This window comes from Pseudomonas sp. 5P_5.1_Bac1, assembly GCF_025466015.1.
Lineage (GTDB): Bacteria > Pseudomonadota > Gammaproteobacteria > Pseudomonadales > Pseudomonadaceae > Aquipseudomonas.
This window is the reverse complement of sequence record NZ_JANLNX010000055.1, coordinates 183,758-199,995: the sequence shown is the minus strand read 5'-3', so window position 1 is coordinate 199,995 and position 16,238 is coordinate 183,758. Positions and strand designations below refer to the sequence as shown.

Genomic DNA, 16,238 nt, shown 5'->3' with positions numbered 1-16,238 from the left:
CCCGGTCATTGTCTTCACAACACCTGAATCCGTTGTTGCCGCTGATGAACCAGCAGGTCTATCTCGACCTGCTCGGATGCCTCCGCAACCGGGATCTGACAATGCAGGCGAAAGCACAGGCCCAGCGGCTGCTCGGCCGCAGCAAGCATGCGAACGTCCAGCACCCGGACGCGAGGCTCATAGAGAGTGATCATTTCCCGGATGTTCTGGCAGATCTGGTTTCTCAGTTCCAACTGGCCCGCAGTGGCATCATTCATGTCAGGCAACCCCAAGCCAGGGCAGCTCTGCGAGCCACCCTGACGAGCGTTGAGCAACTGTTCCAGGTTGTTCTTGATGGCCAGAATTCGCTCGGACGCCAATGCCTGCCGGGTGCGCAAGCGCCTAGGCGGCAGGTCCGGGTCGAGCCGCTGAAACAGACTTCCCAGACCTGGCGAGGGCGATACGGTCAAATTCACCGTCATTCCTTGTCGAGCCGACCGACAAGCGAGAGCTCGAAGTTGGCGCCCATGTACTTGAAGTGCGGACGGACCGAGAGCGATACCTGATACCAACCCGGATTACCCTCGACGTCCTGCACCGCGATTTTCGCCGCGCGCAGAGGTCGACGGCTGCGCACATCGGAAGACGGGCTTTCCTGGTCGGCGACGTATTGCCGAATCCAGTTGTTGAGTTCCCGCTCCAGGTCCGGACGCTCTTTCCAGCTACCGATCTGCTCGCGCTGGAGCACCTTGAGGTAGTGGGCCAGCCGGTTGATGATCATCATGTAGGGCAACTGCGTGCCGAGCATGTAGTTCGTCTGCGCCGCCTGGCCTTCGGGCGTCTTCGCGAACACTTTGGGGCGCTGCACCGAGTTGGCCGAGAAGAAGGCCGCGTTGTCGCTGTCTTTGCGCATGGTCAGCGGAATGAAGCCTTCGCTGGACAGCTCGAACTCGCGCCGGTCAGAGACCAGTACTTCGGTGGGGATCTTGGCCTGAAGCTGGCCGAGGGATTCGTAGAGATGAACCGGCAGGTCATCTACGGTGCCGCCCGACTGCGGACCGATGATGTTCGGGCACCAACGATATTTGGCAAAGCTGTCGACGATGCGACCGGCCAGCGCAAACGAGGTGTTACCCCAGAGGTAGTTGTGGTGATCGCCGTCGATGGTCTCGCGATAGTCAAAACTGCGAGCCGGGTTCTCGAGTGGATCGTAAGGCTGGCGCAGCAGGAAGCGCGGCATGGTCAGCCCCAGATAACGCGCATCCTCGGAATCGCGCAGGCCGCGCCACTTGGTGAAGCGTGGCCCATCGAAGATGTCCTTCACTTCCTTGAGGTTCGACAGTTCCTGGAACGATTCCAGATTGAACATTTCCGGTCCGACGGCACCAAGGAATGGCGCATGGGCCATCGCGCCGACAGAGGCGACGTAGCCGAGCAGCTTGATGTCCGGAGCCGACGGCCCGAAGGTGTAGTTGCTGACCATGCACCCGACCGGCAGACCGCCAAACTGGCCGTAGCCAGAGGTGTAGACGTGTCGATAAAGGCCACTGCGGGTGATATCGCTGGCGCTCTCGAAGTCTTCCAGCAACTCCGGTTTGGTCACGTGCAGCAGGTCGATGATCGTGTTTTCGCGGAAGTCCGTACGGTCGATGAGGAACTTGAGACCACGCCAGCTCGACTCCAGCGCCTGGAACCTCGGATGATGCAGGACCAAGTCCATTTGCTTGCCGATTCTGGCGTCGATCTGCGCCAGCATCTGGTCAACCAACTGTTTGTTGATTGGTCGCTGCTGATCAGACGACTTGAGCATTTCAGCGATGAAAGCAGCTACACCGCGCTCGGCAACGGCATAGCCCTCCTGGCTTGGCTCGATTCGCGTCTGAGCAAGAATCTGGGCCAGCAGGCCACCTTCATGATTGGAACGTTGTTGCTCGACAGGGGCGGATTGCGCTTCGGTCATGCTCATATCCTTTGAAAAATGAATGGATGAATTGCTCGCCAGCCCATTCGGGCCGGACAGAACCGGATCAGCTCACGCTTTCGCCGAGCACTGCTTCCAGCTCCTTGGCAAGCTGGCCGCGCGCAGCTTCATCACCCAACATGGCCTGCAGTTGCTTGCGAAATTCCGGGACATTGCCAAGAGGCCCCTTGAGAGCGACCAGCGCCTCGCGCAATTCGAGCAACTTGTTCAGTTCAGGAATCTGGCGGGCGACGGCGTCAGGGCCGAAGTCATCAATGGAATGGAAGGTCAGATCGATATCCAGCGAGTCATCCGCGCTGTCTGAAAGTGTGCTGGAGACACTTTCCTTGAGGCCGATGCATTGTTCAGCCATGACACTGTTGAACGTGTCCTTGTCAATACGAACCGGGATTCGGTCTTCGAGCGCACTGTCTTCCTCTCGCCCGATAAAGTCCCCCGCCACCAGCAACCGCAAAGGGAGTTCCACTTCTTCCTGCTCACCATTGGTGGCGGGAACATAGGTGATATTGATTCGCTCCTTGGGGGCGACCGAGCCTTTTTTATTTGCCATGAACTACTTCTCCGGAAGTTCGCTTATTAGTTGGCGCTCATCGAAATATCCGCACATGCATGCGATGAAACGCGGCGCTCCGATGAGCTCATCGAGTCACATAGAAATCATCTAGCTCATGAATAGATTGACCATTTCGCTCCGCACCACTGCCGGAGCAACGCCAACGAACTCGCCTCAATTCAAAACAGCGCCAAGACTAGAACAAGGCCAAACAGCAATAAAATAGGAAATTTCCTCATTATCACGAGGAAATGCCTTCAAATTTTAAGTAACAAACTAGTAGAAAGCTTACAAAGCCCTATCGGAATATTCCTATATACAAGTAATTAACTTTAATGCTTTCTTTTCAGGTCGTTGCGCACCTCTAGTTTCGATGCACTTTTTCAATAAAAACCAAGTGACACTCGGGACAACCGGTACGCCCCACAGAATGGGCTGGCGCGCAACAAGGACGTACTTCCTGCTTATCTAAAGGTGAACTACACAAATGATCACGGTTGATCCGGCTGCGCTATTAGAACGTCTCAGTCCCTGCTGCCGGCAGGCGCTGGAGGAAGCAGGAAACCTGTGCATCGACCAGGGCGGCGCGGAAGTGACCGTTATGCATTTGCTGACGGCATTCCTCGGACAGCCTGCCTGCGACGTCCGCGTCACGATCGCCGGCGCAGGTCTTGATGTCGATGCCGTGCGGCATGCCCTGTCCAGCGGCTTCGAAGACCGTGATTCAGGCCGCAGCCAGTACCCGTCCTTCTCCCCTCTTCTTGTCGAGGTTTTACAAGATGCCTGGCTGCTCAGTTCGGTAGAGCTGGGGCAACCGCACATACGCAGCGGCGCGGTCTTCCTGGCGGCCTTGCTCAGTCCCGCACGCTACCTGCCTCTGGCGGCCATCCGCCTGCTCGACGCGGTCAACCGCGAATCATTGCGCAAACGCTTTGCGGCGCAGTTGGCAGCCTCGGCGGAAACGCTGCAGGCCGCGGCGCAACCGCAGGCATCGGCAGCAACGCCAGGCGACGACAGTGCACTGGCCAGGTTCGGCCACAACTTCACCGCCCAGGCGCGCGAAGGACGCATGGACCCGGTGCTGTGCCGCGATGCCGAGATGGATCTGATGATCGATATCCTTTCGCGCCGGCGCAAGAACAACCCCATCGTGGTGGGCGATGCGGGCGTCGGCAAGAGCGCGGTGGTAGAAGGCCTCGCCTTGCGGATCGTGCAGGGCCGCGTGCCCGAGCCGCTGCGCAGGGTCGAACTGTGGGGGCTGGACCTGGGCGCCCTGCAGGCAGGCGCTGCCGTGAAGGGTGAGTTCGAAAAACGCCTGAAGGCGGTCATCGACGAGGTCAAGGGCGCCGCCCGGCCGATCATCCTGTTCATCGATGAGGCCCACACCCTGATCGGCGCCGGCAACCTCGCCGGCGGCAGCGACGCGGCAAACCTGCTGAAGCCGGCGCTCGCACGAGGCGAGCTGCGTACCATCGCCGCTACGACCTGGTCGGAGTACAAGAAATACTTCGAGAAGGACCCCGCCCTGACCCGTCGCTTCCAGTTGGTCAAGCTGGAGTCACCCACCCCTGAGCAGGCCGTGCACATCCTGCGTGGCTTGCGCCCCGTCTACGAAGCATCGCATCAGGTGTTCATCGGCGATGACGCGCTGCAAGCCGCCGCCGCCCTGTCGAGCCGCTACCTCTCTGGACGGCAGTTGCCGGACAAGGCCATCGACGTGCTCGACACCGCCTGTGCCCGCGTCGCGTCTGCGCTGGCCGAACCGCCAAGGCGACTCAACGCACTGGAGAACGAACTCCGACAGATCGACGCCGAATCCGCCCAACTGATACGCGACGGCAAGGCTGGCCGAGCGATCACCCCGGGCCGGCTGGAAGCGCTGGCCACGGCCCGCGAGGACATGCTGGATAACACCGGGCAACTGCGCCAGGCATGGGAACAACAGAAAGCACTGGTGGACGAAATCGTTGCCCTTCGGGCTGGCAACGACGACGAGGCTGTTACCGGGGTGCTGGCCGAAAAGGTCGCACAGTTGAGCAAGCTCCAGCGTGCAGGCGCCTTGGTGCACGCCGATGTCGGTGCTGAACAGATAGCCCAGGTGATTGCCGACTGGACGGGCATTCCGGCCACCACGATCAGCAGCGACCAGATGGCGCGTCTGGAAAGCTTGCCGTCGAACCTGAAAAACCGCATCAAAGGCCAGGACGCTGCCCTTGGAATCCTGCACCGACGCCTGCTCACCGCGCTGGCAGACCTGCGCCGCCCAGGCACGCCGATGGGCGCCTTCCTGCTGGTGGGCCCCAGTGGCGTCGGCAAGACGGAAACCGCCCTGGCGGTGGCGAACGTGCTCTTCGGTGGTGAACAGTTCCTGACCACCATCAACATGTCCGAGTACCAGGAGAAATTCACCGTATCTCGCCTGCTGGGTGCTCCGCCTGGCTATGTCGGCTATGGCGAGGGGGGCGTTCTCACCGAAGCCATTCGCAAGCAACCCTATTCGGTGGTGCTGCTCGATGAGGTGGAAAAAGCCCATCCGGAAGTGCTCGACCTGTTCTACCAGGCCTTCGACAAGGGCGAGCTGAACGATGGCGAGGGCCGGCGCATCGACTGTCAGAACGTGCTGTTCTTCCTGACCTCCAACCTGGGCTTCGATCAGGACGATGAGTCACTGCAAGACCTGGAAGGCGATGTGCTGCGCCAGCGGCTCATGGGCTTTTTCAAGCCGGCGTTGCTGGCCCGTATGCAGATCGTTCCGTATAGCTACCTGAACGAGGACGTACTCGCCGAAATCATCGACGGCCGTCTGCAACGACTGGAACAGCAGCTTCAGCAACGCCACGAAGCCACGCTGGCAATCACCGATGCCGCGCGCAATGAGCTGCGGACACGTTGTGCGCGGCATCGAAATGGAGCGCGCATGCTCGATGCGATCATCGATGGCGAGTTGCTCCCCCCCTTGTCACTGGCCGTACTGCAACGACTGTCTCGCGGGGAAAAAATCCAGCATGCGGAACTGAGCTGGGCCGATGGTGCGTTCGCGGCAACGTTGACGCCACTTCTGCCTGAACAGCTCCAGGCCGGCGGCCTGACTTCCGAACGGAAGGGTTCCCTCACATGAAGCTGATGAGACTGACAGTGCTGGCGGCGGTGATTCTGGCTGGCTGCGATAGCAGTGAGCCCACCACGGCAGCAGGACCTGACTGCACCCGAATTACCTCCGCGCTCGAGCGCCTCGCCTGCTTCGATGCCGTAGCCGAAACGCCACCCACTTATCCGCCACAGCAACCTCCGGCAACCGCGTCCGTTGCCGAGCCGGTGGTACAGGCGCCACACATCACGCGCCTGGTCAACGCCAATGAGGCAGGAAGGCGCCCGGAGGAGACCGTCTCGAGGATCACCCGTAGCGCGGATGCCCTGCCTGGGCAGAGCAAAGTGGTGATTTCCGCACCCGCGCTGAGCGGTACTGCCGCCGAAACCTATCTGGCGATCAGTTGCCTGTCGAACATATCCCGGCTGCAGTTGCTGAGCGCCGACCCACTGCCGGTGAACCACATCACCATCAGGCTTCTGCTGGATGGCACACCGATTACGCCTACCCGTCCCTGGCAAGTGCTGGAAGACGGCACGGTTAGCGACGCCGGCCGTGGGCTGGTGGCCATCGAGCAGTTGCGGCACCTGACCCGTCCAGCGCAACTGCTGCAAGTCGAGAGCAATCACGGTCCGTTCGATGGCATGCGTTTCGATGCCAGCGCGCTGGCCGAACAGATGTCGAGACAACGCGAGGCGTGTCAGTGGTGAGGCAGCCTCCCCCGCTCGACCTCAAGGCGCTGCTGACGCCGCTGGATGAGCGCCAGCCTGCGGGTACGTTCGATGAAGAGAACCCGCTGTTCCAGGACATCGATCATGAAATGATCAAGCTCGGCGGCCTGCAGGAACGGACCATCGATTGGAACCTCGTTGACCAGAGTGCCCGGCAGTACCTGAGCAACCACTGCAAACACTTTCGCATCGCCGGCCACCTGATAACGGTACACCTGCGAACGGACAGTTGGCGGGGCTGGGCCGAAGCCGCAGGCGTACTGGCCGGCATGGTGGAGAAATATTGGGAAACAGGTCACCCCAAGCCGGGCGCCGCAGGTTACTCAAGCAAGCGTCGCCTGGTTGAGCAATATCTGGAGCGACTGAGCGAGGCCCTGCCCAGGCTGGACCGCAAAGGCTACGCCGAAGATTTCTTCAAGGCGGGCCAGCAGGCACTCGACAACCTCCAGGCAAATGCCTCTCTGGCCGGGCTGGATGTTCCGGAGCTAAGCAGACTGGAAAGCAATCTGCGACAGCACACCGAAGCCACCCGCGCGCCGGAGCTGGCCGAACACCCCGTCTACCTGCCCTCCAGAAGCGAGGCGCTGGCCGATACGCTCCTCGTTCCCCTGCAGTCCAATCCGGGCAATGGACGGGAGAATCGCCGTTCACTGCTTTCGGCCGCCGAGATCATCAATCAGCAGGATGCCTATGACCCGACCGGCTATCTGCTGCGCCGGTTCGCCCTGTGGTCACACCTGACACAGGTGCCCTCGGCGACCAAGGACAACCGCACAGAATTGATGGCTGTCCCACGGGATGTTGCCGACAGCTACGCCGAAGCCCTGACAACCAACAGCGTCGGCCCGACCCTCTTGCAACAGATCGAACGCAGCGTTGCCTCGTCACCGTACTGGCTCCGCGGCAGCTTCCTGTCCGCCGGCACCGCTCGCAAGCTGGACATGCCACGGGTAGCCGAGGCCATACGCCAGGCCAGCGAACGCTTCGTGACCCGCCTGCCGGCCTTGACCACGCTGGAATTCGCCGATGGCCGCCCCTTCATCGATGACGACACCCAAGCCTGGCTGAGCGGTGCCGCGCAGAACAGCGAAACCGGCTCCGGCCTGGAATACCCGGCACTGCGAGACGAACTGAATGCGCTGCTCGACTCCACAGGCGTGGAGTCGATGCTGCGGCGCCTGGAAGCACTCCAGCAGCACAAGGCCGATGTGAGACATGGCTGTCATGTCATGGCCATCGCGGCCGAACTGCTCGCCTCCCGTGGGCTGGCCTGGCTCGCCGAAGGTTTGTATGCCCGAGCCCACAGCGTCATGAACAGCGCCTCCACCCGGGCGTGGGAACCGGAACTCTACGCGTTGCTGGTGCGGCACGCGCCGGCTGGCGAAGAACACAAGAATTGAACAGGAGCATTGCCTTGAGGAACATCTGGTCCAACTTGCAACAATACGGCCGGCCCGTTCTGCGCTGGGTCAAGCCCGGCATGCCGCTCATGCTGCTGGCCCTGGCAATGGCCGTGATTGCCATCTGGTGGCTCGGCCCGCTGTGGACCGTTGCCGAGCGGCAGCCCCTCGGCAACCTGACCGCGAGGTTCCTGGCCACGATCGTGTTGCTGGTGATTCCGTTGCTGGGTTGGGCGCTTCACCTGCGTCGGCACACTCGGCTATTGGAGGCGGAACGCAAACATGATCAGGAAGTGCAGACCGATAGCTGCCTGCGCTACATCGAAGCGCAGGAACGCGACCTCGACCGCAGCCTTGCACTGCTCCAATCCAACCTCAAAGGCCGCAATGCCTTGTACCAGATGCCCTGGTATCTGGTTCTCGGGCAGGAAAACTCGGGCAAGACCAGCTTCGTCAACCGCTCCAACCCGAGCTTCTCCCTGACGGGAGAGATGAAAGCGGGAAGTTGGCGCACACAGGAAGACCCGGACAGGCTCTACCCGATTGACTGGTGCATCGGCGACCAGGCGGTGCTCATCGACCCTCCTGGCGAGATCATCAGCCAGCCGCGGGTTGCAGCAAACCCGCAAGAAAAGGACGTACCGGACCCGGACCCTGTCGACCGGGATACTTCGCTGCGACGCGCCACCGCCGGGTTGCCGGAAGACCTCCATTCGCGCCTTTGGAACAGTTTCGTCAGCTGGCTGGGGCGCAATCGCAGCCGCCGGCCGCTGAATGGCGTCGTCCTGATGGTCAGCCTGGTGACCTTGCTGAACCAGAAACCCAGCGACCGCAAAGCCCTGGCCATGTTGCTGCGGGCAAGACTGATCGAACTCAGCCGCGAACTGGGCACGCGCCCGCCGCTGTATGTCGTGCTCAGCAAGTTCGACCTGCTCGAAGGCTTCGAGCCCTTGTTCGCCCGCCTGCCCAAGTCGGCGCGCGAGGATATTTTCGGCTTCACCTTCACCCTGGATTCGGTACGAGACTACGACGCGTGGCTCGAGGAGCTGGGCGTGCGCTACGACAGCTTCCTCGACCGCCTGAACGAGCAGGTCTTCGACGCCATGGCGGATGTCGGCGAAACGTCGCAGCGCGAGTCCCTGTACTCGCTGGTGCGGCAAATGTCCGGTCTGCGCTCGGTGCTGCTGGACTTCCTTGCGGATGTGATGGGCAGTGATCGCTTCGCCACGCCATCCTTGCCACGCGGCGTGTTCTTCTCTTCGGTGTATCAGCAAGGTGTGCTCAATAACGCCTTCGTGACATCGGCGGCCAAGACTTACGGCCTGCGCGAGTCGGCCAACACGATGCACCCCAGCGGGCGGGCAATGGTCTATTTTGCCCTGCAACTGTTCCAGCGCGTCATCTATCCCGAATCAGGCCTGGCCGGCGACAACCCTCGTGTCCTGAGACAGAAGAAACACGCCCTCGCCCTGCATTTCGGCATTGCCTCGCTGGGCAGCCTGATGATCATCGGCGGCTGGCACCACTATTACACCGTCAACCGCGACAAGGCCTCGAGTGTCATGGAGCGCAGCCGCGACTTCAGCGCCAGCGCCATCGACGGCACGCTGGACCCAACCGGACACAACCTGTTGCAGCCACTGGACCAGATCAGCAACGCGGTCGCCGTCTATGGCGACTACCGCGATGCCTGGCCACTTGTAGCAAACATGGGCCTGTATCAGGGCCGAGCGATAGGCCCCAAGGTCGATGAAGCCTACCTGGCGTTACTCTCTCAGCGTTTTCTGCCGGCATTGGCCAGCGGCGTCATGGAAGCACTGGACGGTGCCGACATCGAGGGTGACGCTCAACTGGCGGCCCTGCGTGTTTACCGAATGATCGAAGACCGCCCCAATCGCCGCGCGCCGGTGGTGGAAGGATGGATGGCGGCCTACTGGCAGCGAGCGTTCCCGGGCAACGACGGCACCCAGCGCGCATTGATGCGGCATCTGGAATACGCCATGAAGTACGCCGACACACAGCTCCCGAACTATCACGATCGGGTTGCCGTGGTTCAGCGGCACCTGCAGCAGATTCCCTTGCCAGAGCGGGTGTACATGACCATGCGCCAGGAGGCCGGTGCGTCCCTGCGTTCGCCCTTGGATCTGCGCAATGAAATCGGCCCGGCCTTCGATATCGTCTACCAGACCGAGCCGGAAACGGTGGAGGGGCCTGAAGGGGAGTCTCTTTCTGCCGACGGACGCATCGATGCCCTGCTGACCGCCAGTGGCTATCGCAGCTACTTCGCCCAACACAACGAGGGCCTCACCGAGCTGGCGATGGTCGACCAATGGGCCTTGGGCGAGCGCAGCGGAATTGATTATTCGCAGGCTGATAAAACCATCCTGGCCGAGCGAATCCGCGCGATCTACAGCCGCGCCTACGTCGACACCTGGCGGCGCAACCTCAGCCAGCTAGAGGTCCGCGACTTCCACGACATCACCGACGCCGTCAGCATCCTGGGCAGCATCACAGGCCCGGCCGATCCGCTGCGCCGCCTGGTCGAAACAGTGCGCGATAACAGTGAGTTTGGCGTCAGACCCGTTCCCGCCAGCGGCACGGCGAATCTGATCGATAAGGCTGCGACACGGACTGATCAGGTGGCCGAGGTCAGTGCTGATGCCACTCAGACACCAATGACCCTGGAAATCGTGCGCGCCTTCACGCCATTGACCCAACTGCTTGAAGCCCGAGGAGAACGAGCGTCCTACCTGGAGGAAACGATGCTGGCAATTGGCAGCGTGCAGGAAAAGGTCCGCTTGGTGCACGACAGTCCCGACCGCGGTAAGGCTGCGCTCGCCATGGTTGTGGAGCGCTTCTCGCTGAAAGGCCCCGACCCCATCGCCAACCTGCAGCGAGTTGCCGCTGGCCTGCCCGAGCCGATGAACCGCCAGGTGGCCAAGCTGGCCAATGAGTCCTCGCGGGTGATTCTGGTGGAAGCGCTGCGCGAGCTGGAGCGGCGCTGGGATAACGACATCCATCGCTTCTACCGCGAGCGGCTGGCTGATCGCTATCCATTCAACCCCACCAGCCGGGAGGAGGTTTCGCTGGAAGACTTCACCGCGTTCTTCGGTCCACAGGGTCGGCTACAGCAATTCCGCGTGGAGTACCTCAACCTGTTTCTCGAAGAAAACCTGGAGGCCCTCTACTCCGAGCGCCTCGGCGGCTACCTGGTGCGGGCCGACGTGCAAACCCGGCTGGAGTCGGCCGATCGCATCCGCGATGCCTTCTTCAACAGTCGCGGGTTACTCGGCGTGCAGTTCTATATCGAGCCCTTGGGCCTGGCGCCCAACAAACGCAGCAGCTCGCTCAGCGTCGAAGGACAACTGGTCACCTACAACCATGGCCCGACGACCAGCACGGCGCTGATCTGGCCCAACACCCTGGCCCCCAACAACGAAAGCCGCATGAGCCTCGTCAATGCTGGCGGCAGCAGCAGCGGCCTGGTCTATCGCGGGCCCTGGTCGCTTTATCGACTGCTGAGCCAGGCGCGACTGAACGGCACCACCAGCACCAGCGTGGACCTCAGTTTCTCCGCGCCGGACGGCAGCATGCGTTACCGCATCAGTACGGAGAAAGCCAACAACCCGTTCACCCAGCCGCTGTTCAAGGGCTTTGCTTTGCCGCTGAAGTTGTTGCAGGACGGGCTGTAGATCACCCACCACTGACAGCCCGCCGGTCCTCCCGCGGGCACCGCTGAAACCGCGCCCGATAACTGCGGGTGAAATACGACGGTGAGTCGAAGCCGCAGGCGATGCTCACCTCCAGCACGCTCATCTCGGTCTGGCGCAGCAGTTGCCGCGCCTTGTCCAGGCGCAAGCGCAGGTAAAAGCCGCTGGGCGTGTCGTTCAGGTACAGGCGGAACAGCCGCTCCAGTTGGCGCCGGCTGACCTGCACCGACCCGGCCAGGTCGAGGGTGTTCAGCGGCACCTCGGTATTGCGTTCCATCGCGCCGATCACCTGCACCAGCTTGCTGTTGCTGATGCCGTAGCGCGAGGCAATCTGCATGCGCTGGTGGTCCTGGCGCGGACGGATGCGCCCGAGCACGAACTGTTCCGACACCTGGATCGCCAACTCGGGGCCATGGGCCTGGCCGATCAGGTCGAGCATCAGGTCAATGGACGCGGTGCCGCCCGCCGAGGTGATGCGGCGACGGTCCACTTCGAACAGCTCCTGCGTCGCCTCCAAACGCGGATACCGCTCCTTGAACGCGTCCAGCGCCTCCCAGTGCAAGGTCACCCGGTGGCCGTCGAGCAGCCCGGCCTCGGCCAGCACCAGCGTGCCGGTGTCGATGCCCCCGAGCACCACGCCGTCGTGATCGAGCTTGCGCAACCAGTGCGCCAGCGTCGGGCCGTAGCTCTGCAGCGGCTCGAAACCCGCCACCACCAGCAGCGTCGCGCCTTTGCCCAGCGGCTCCAGCGGACCGTCGGCGTTGACCGACATGCCGTTGCTCGCCAGCACCGCCCCGCCGTCCAGGCTCAGCACCCGCCAGCGATACAGCCCGGCGCGGAAACGGTTGGCCACCCGCAGCGGCTCCAGCGCCGAAATGAAACCCAGCGCGGAGAATCCGGGCAACAGCAGAAAGTGGAAATCCTGGGACATAGTGGCGACTCGACAGCCAGGGAAGTGCGGTTAATACCGCGCAGGTCGCCGCTGTGCAAGCGCCGGTCGCCACAGTGCGATTTTCTACGCTGAAGCCCGCGTAATTTGAGCACCACGGCTCGCAGAAGCCGCATCCCTATAACAATTAGAACTGCCGTTGGAGGAGCCACCATGTACAGATCGTTGCTGATGCTCGTCGGTACCGCAATCCTCAGCACCAACGCACTGGCCGCCGAGCCGGCCGTCTGCAAGAACGTCCGCCTGGGCGTCGTCAACTGGACCGACGTGATGGCCACCAGCGCCATGACCCAGGTGCTGCTGGACGGCCTCGGCTACCAGACCAAACAGACCAGTGCCTCGCAACAGATCATCTTCGCCGGTATCCGTGACCAGCGACTGGACCTGTTCCTGGGCTACTGGAACCCGATCATGACCCAGACCATCACCCCGTTCGTCGACGCAGGCCAGGTCAAGGTGCTCGACACCCCCAGTCTGAACGACGCCCGCGCCACCCTTGCCGTACCGAAATACCTGGCCGACAAGGGCCTGAAAACCTTTGCCGACATCCACAAGTTCGAGAAGGAATTGGGCGGCAAGATCTACGGCATCGAGCCGGGTTCCGGGGCCAATACCCAGATCAAGGCGATGATCGCCAAGAACCAGTTCGGCCTGGGCAAATTCCAGCTGGTGGAGTCCAGCGAGGCCGGCATGCTCGCGGCGGTCGATCGCGCCGTGCGGCGCAAGGAAGCCGTGGTGTTCTTCGGCTGGGCGCCGCATCCGATGAACGTGAATGTCGACATGGCCTACCTGAGCGGCAGCGAAGACGCCCTGGGCCCGGATGAAGGCCGCGCCACGGTGTGGACCGTCACCGCGCCGGACTACGCCAGCCGCTGCCCGAACGTCAGCCGCCTGCTGAGCAACCTGACCTTCAGCGCCGAAGCCGAGAGCCGGATGATGCAACCGCTGCTGGACCACAAGGACGCGCTGGAGTCGGCGCGGCAGTGGCTCAAGGACCATCCCGAGGACAAGGCCCGCTGGCTTGAAGGGGTGACCACGCTGGACGGGCAACCCGCCGCTGAGAACCTCAAGCTCACCGCCAACTGAGACCCCGCCGTCCTTCCCTGCAGGAGCGAGCGTGCTCGCGATGAGGCCCTCACACAGCCCGCGACACAGCCATCGCAAGCAAGCTCGCTCCTAAAGAAGTGCTACGCGACACCCATGATTTTTCGTCGCCCACCCAGGCCACGAACCAGACAGACACGCCCCAAGGAACCCCGCAATGAACCACGACGTCATCATCACCTGCGCCCTCACCGGCGCCGGCGACACCGCCAGCAAAAGCCACCTGGTCCCGGTCACGCCGAAGCAGATCGCCGCCGCCGCGGTGGAAGCCGCCAAGGCCGGCGCCACCGTGGTCCACTGCCACGTCCGCGATCCCGAGACCGGCCGCTTCAGCCGCGATGTGGCGCTCTACCGCGAAGTGATGGAACGCATCCGCGAGTCGGACGTGGACATCATCGTCAACCTCACCGCCGGCATGGGCGGCGACCTGGAGATCGGCCCCGGCGAAATGCCCATGGAATTCGGCCCCGGCACCGACCTCATCGGCCCACTGGAGCGTCTGGCCCACGTCGAAGCATTGCTGCCGGAAATCTGCACCCTGGACTGCGGCACCCTCAACTTCGGCGACGGCAACAGCATCTATGTTTCCACCCCGAGCCAACTGCGCGCCGGCGCCAAGCGCATCACCGAACTGGGCGTGAAAGCCGAGCTGGAAATCTTCGACACCGGCCACCTGTGGTTCGCCAAGCAGATGATCAAGGAAGGCCTGCTGGACGACCCGCTGTTCCAGCTTTGCCTGGGCATCCCGTGGGGCGCGCCGGCGGACACCACCACCATGAAAGCCATGGTCGACAACCTGCCGCCAGGCGCGACCTGGGCCGGGTTCGGCATCGGTCGCATGCAGATGCCGATGGCCGCACAGGCGGTGCTGCTGGGCGGCAACGTGCGGGTCGGCCTGGAAGACAACCTGTGGCTGGAGAAAGGCGTGCTGGCCAGCAACGGCCAACTGGTGGAGCGCGCCGCCGAGATCCTTCACCGCCTGGGCGCGCGGGTTCTGACCCCCGCCGAAGGCCGCGCCAAAATGAACCTGACCCGTCGCTGATCCACAGGAGCCACACATGCGCTTTATCACTGATATCAAAACTTTCGCGGCCCTGGGCAGCGGCGTGATCGGCAGCGGCTGGGTCGCCCGCGCCTTGGCCAACGGCCTCGACGTAGTGGCCTGGGACCCGGCGCCCGGCGCCGAGCAGGCTCTGCGCAAACGCATCGCCAACGCCTGGCCTGCGCTGGAGAAACAAGGCCTGGCGCCCGGCGCCTCGCAGGAGCGGCTGCGTTTCGTGGCGACCATTGAGGAATGCGTGCGCGACGCCGATTTTATCCAGGAAAGCGCGCCAGAGCGGCTGGAACTCAAGCTCGACCTGCACGGCCAGATCAGCGCCGCAGCCAAGCCCGATGCACTGATCGCCTCCAGCACCTCGGGGCTGTTGCCCAGCGAGTTCTATGAGTCGTCCATCCATCCCGAGCGCTGCGTGGTCGGCCATCCGTTCAACCCGGTGTACCTGCTGCCGCTGGTGGAAATCGTCGGCGGCCGGAACACCGCGCCCGAGGCTATCGAAGCAGCAAAACAGGTCTACAGCGCCCTCGGCATGCAACCGTTGCACGTGCGCAAGGAAGTCCCCGGGTTCATCGCCGACCGCCTGCTCGAAGCGCTGTGGCGCGAGGCGCTGCACCTGGTCAACGATGGCGTGGCCACCACCGGCGAGATCGACGACGCGATCCGCTTCGGCGCTGGTCTGCGCTGGTCGTTCATGGGCACCTTCCTGACCTACACCCTGGCCGGTGGCGATGCTGGCATGCGCCACTTCATGGCGCAGTTCGGCCCGGCGCTGCAACTGCCGTGGACCTACCTGCCCGCCCCGGCGCTGACCGATGAACTGATCGACGCCGTGGTGGATGGCACCACCGACCAGCGCGGCGAGCGCAGCATTGCCTCGCTGGAGCGCTATCGTGATGACTGCCTGCTGGCGGTGCTGGACGCGGTAAAAACCACCAAGGCCCGCCACGGCATGACGTTCAGCGACTGACCCGGAGAAACGCGATGCCTGCCTTGCTGACTTACCAGACCCCGGTGCTGGAAGACTGGGTGGATTACAACGGGCATCTGCGCGATGCCTTCTACCTGCTGATCTTCAGCTACGCCACCGATGCGTTCATGGAGCGCATCGGCCTGGACGGCGCCAACCGCGATGCCACGGGGCATTCGCTGTTCACCCTGGAATGCCACCTGAACTACCTGCATGAGGTGAAGCTGGGGACGCCGGTGTGGGTGAACACGCAAGTGATCGGCTTCGACCGCAAGCGCCTGCACCTCTATCACAGCCTGCACCGTGAAGGCTTCGAGCCGGCGCTGGCGGCCAATGAACAGATGCTGCTGCATGTGGACCTGGCGGGGCCGAAATCGGCGCCCTTTGCCGAGGAGGTGGTGGAGCGGTTGCGGGGGATCGTCGCGGAGCAGGCGGATCTGCCGGCGGCGGAGTTTGTCGGGCGGGTGATCGGGCTGCCGGGCTGAGTTCCTCTGGTTTCAACCGCCCAAAAAAACAGCCCCGGATAGCCGTGACGCGTCCGGGGCGAAGAGTGAGCAAATTACCTGCTGCCAGAAGACCGGTGACCAAACCGCCCTCAACCTGTGCATGGCCTCAGTGTGCACACTCCCGCGTCACGCAATATTGCCGAAAACGACCTGTTCATAGGTAATGCGGCCATCGCGACAATCTGCCCTTGCCGCGCTCGCCGAGCGCTTCCA

The 16,238-nt window shown here is 62.8% G+C and carries 12 protein-coding genes; 8 read left to right on the top strand and 4 right to left on the bottom strand.

The features are described from left to right. Positions 1-14: 14 nt before the first annotated feature. From tssE to tssB, 3 genes are all read right to left on the bottom strand, one after another. Positions 15-461: a type VI secretion system baseplate subunit TssE gene (gene tssE / locus NTD82_RS12130; RefSeq protein WP_410017044.1), complete on the bottom strand. Its 447-nt coding sequence runs from the start codon at positions 459-461 to the stop codon at positions 15-17. Beyond that, the gene (tssC, locus tag NTD82_RS12125) at positions 458-1,939 is read right to left on the bottom strand and encodes a type VI secretion system contractile sheath large subunit (RefSeq protein ID WP_262128902.1); all 1,482 of its coding nucleotides are present in this window, start codon (positions 1,937-1,939) and stop codon (positions 458-460) included. The genes tssE and tssC overlap by 4 nt, the downstream gene beginning before the upstream one ends. Positions 1,940-2,006: 67 nt before the next feature. Further along, positions 2,007-2,510, bottom strand: coding sequence for a type VI secretion system contractile sheath small subunit (gene tssB / locus NTD82_RS12120; protein WP_095156267.1), 504 nt, complete (start codon positions 2,508-2,510; stop codon positions 2,007-2,009). 490 nt (positions 2,511-3,000) lie between these two features. On the opposite strand from tssB, the gene tssH reads away from it, so the two are divergent. The 4 genes from tssH to tssM are packed head-to-tail and all read left to right on the top strand — an operon-like array spanning position 3,001 to position 11,424. After that, positions 3,001-5,631, top strand: coding sequence for a type VI secretion system ATPase TssH (gene tssH / locus NTD82_RS12115; protein ID WP_262128900.1), 2,631 nt, complete (start codon positions 3,001-3,003; stop codon positions 5,629-5,631). Continuing rightward, positions 5,628-6,311, top strand: a complete 684-nt coding sequence (gene vasI, locus NTD82_RS12110) for a type VI secretion system-associated protein VasI (RefSeq protein WP_262128899.1) — start codon at positions 5,628-5,630, stop codon at positions 6,309-6,311. The genes tssH and vasI overlap by 4 nt, the downstream gene beginning before the upstream one ends. Next, a complete protein-coding gene (tssA, locus tag NTD82_RS12105) occupies positions 6,308-7,732 on the top strand; it encodes a type VI secretion system protein TssA (RefSeq protein ID WP_262128898.1) in 1,425 nt (474 codons plus the stop codon). Before vasI ends, tssA begins: the two co-directional genes overlap by 4 nt. 14 nt (positions 7,733-7,746) lie before the next feature. Next, entirely contained in the window at positions 7,747-11,424 is a 3,678-nt protein-coding gene (gene tssM / locus NTD82_RS12100) for a type VI secretion system membrane subunit TssM (RefSeq protein ID WP_262128897.1), read from the top strand. A gap of 1 nt (position 11,425) precedes the next feature. On the opposite strand, the gene NTD82_RS12095 is transcribed toward tssM, so the two are convergent. Then, positions 11,426-12,373 carry a GlxA family transcriptional regulator gene (locus NTD82_RS12095; RefSeq protein ID WP_262128896.1) on the bottom strand — a complete coding sequence of 316 codons (948 nt, stop codon included), beginning with the start codon at positions 12,371-12,373 and terminating at the stop codon, positions 11,426-11,428. 171 nt (positions 12,374-12,544) lie between these two features. On the opposite strand from NTD82_RS12095, the gene choX reads away from it, so the two are divergent. From choX to NTD82_RS12075, 4 genes are all read left to right on the top strand, one after another. Next, the gene (choX, locus tag NTD82_RS12090; RefSeq protein WP_262128895.1) at positions 12,545-13,477 is read left to right on the top strand and encodes a choline ABC transporter substrate-binding protein; all 933 of its coding nucleotides are present in this window, start codon (positions 12,545-12,547) and stop codon (positions 13,475-13,477) included. A 175-nt stretch (positions 13,478-13,652) separates the two neighbouring features. Further along, on the top strand, positions 13,653-14,537 hold the full coding sequence (locus tag NTD82_RS12085) for a 3-keto-5-aminohexanoate cleavage protein (protein ID WP_095156273.1): 885 nt from the start codon (positions 13,653-13,655) through the stop codon (positions 14,535-14,537). 16 nt (positions 14,538-14,553) lie between these two features. Beyond that, positions 14,554-15,519, top strand: a complete 966-nt coding sequence (locus NTD82_RS12080) for an L-carnitine dehydrogenase (RefSeq protein WP_262128894.1) — start codon at positions 14,554-14,556, stop codon at positions 15,517-15,519. 14 nt (positions 15,520-15,533) lie between these two features. Beyond that, positions 15,534-16,004 carry a thioesterase family protein gene (locus NTD82_RS12075; RefSeq protein ID WP_095156275.1) on the top strand — a complete coding sequence of 157 codons (471 nt, stop codon included), beginning with the start codon at positions 15,534-15,536 and terminating at the stop codon, positions 16,002-16,004. Positions 16,005-16,238: the final 234 nt, after the last annotated feature.

Bases quoted from the DNA above. Each gene is read 5' to 3' on its own strand.
- NTD82_RS12075 (WP_095156275.1), top strand. From the start codon at position 15,534: ATGCCTGCCTTGCTGACTTACCAGACCCCGGTGCTGGAAGACTGGGTG.
- tssE (WP_410017044.1), bottom strand. From the start codon at position 461: ATGACGGTGAATTTGACCGTATCGCCCTCGCCAGGTCTGGGAAGTCTG.
- NTD82_RS12080 (WP_262128894.1), top strand. From the start codon at position 14,554: ATGCGCTTTATCACTGATATCAAAACTTTCGCGGCCCTGGGCAGCGGC.
- choX (WP_262128895.1), top strand. From the start codon at position 12,545: ATGTACAGATCGTTGCTGATGCTCGTCGGTACCGCAATCCTCAGCACC.
- NTD82_RS12085 (WP_095156273.1), top strand. From the start codon at position 13,653: ATGAACCACGACGTCATCATCACCTGCGCCCTCACCGGCGCCGGCGAC.
- tssC (WP_262128902.1), bottom strand. From the start codon at position 1,939: ATGACCGAAGCGCAATCCGCCCCTGTCGAGCAACAACGTTCCAATCAT.
- NTD82_RS12095 (WP_262128896.1), bottom strand. From the start codon at position 12,373: ATGTCCCAGGATTTCCACTTTCTGCTGTTGCCCGGATTCTCCGCGCTG.
- tssH (WP_262128900.1), top strand. From the start codon at position 3,001: ATGATCACGGTTGATCCGGCTGCGCTATTAGAACGTCTCAGTCCCTGC.
- vasI (WP_262128899.1), top strand. From the start codon at position 5,628: ATGAAGCTGATGAGACTGACAGTGCTGGCGGCGGTGATTCTGGCTGGC.
- tssB (WP_095156267.1), bottom strand. From the start codon at position 2,510: ATGGCAAATAAAAAAGGCTCGGTCGCCCCCAAGGAGCGAATCAATATC.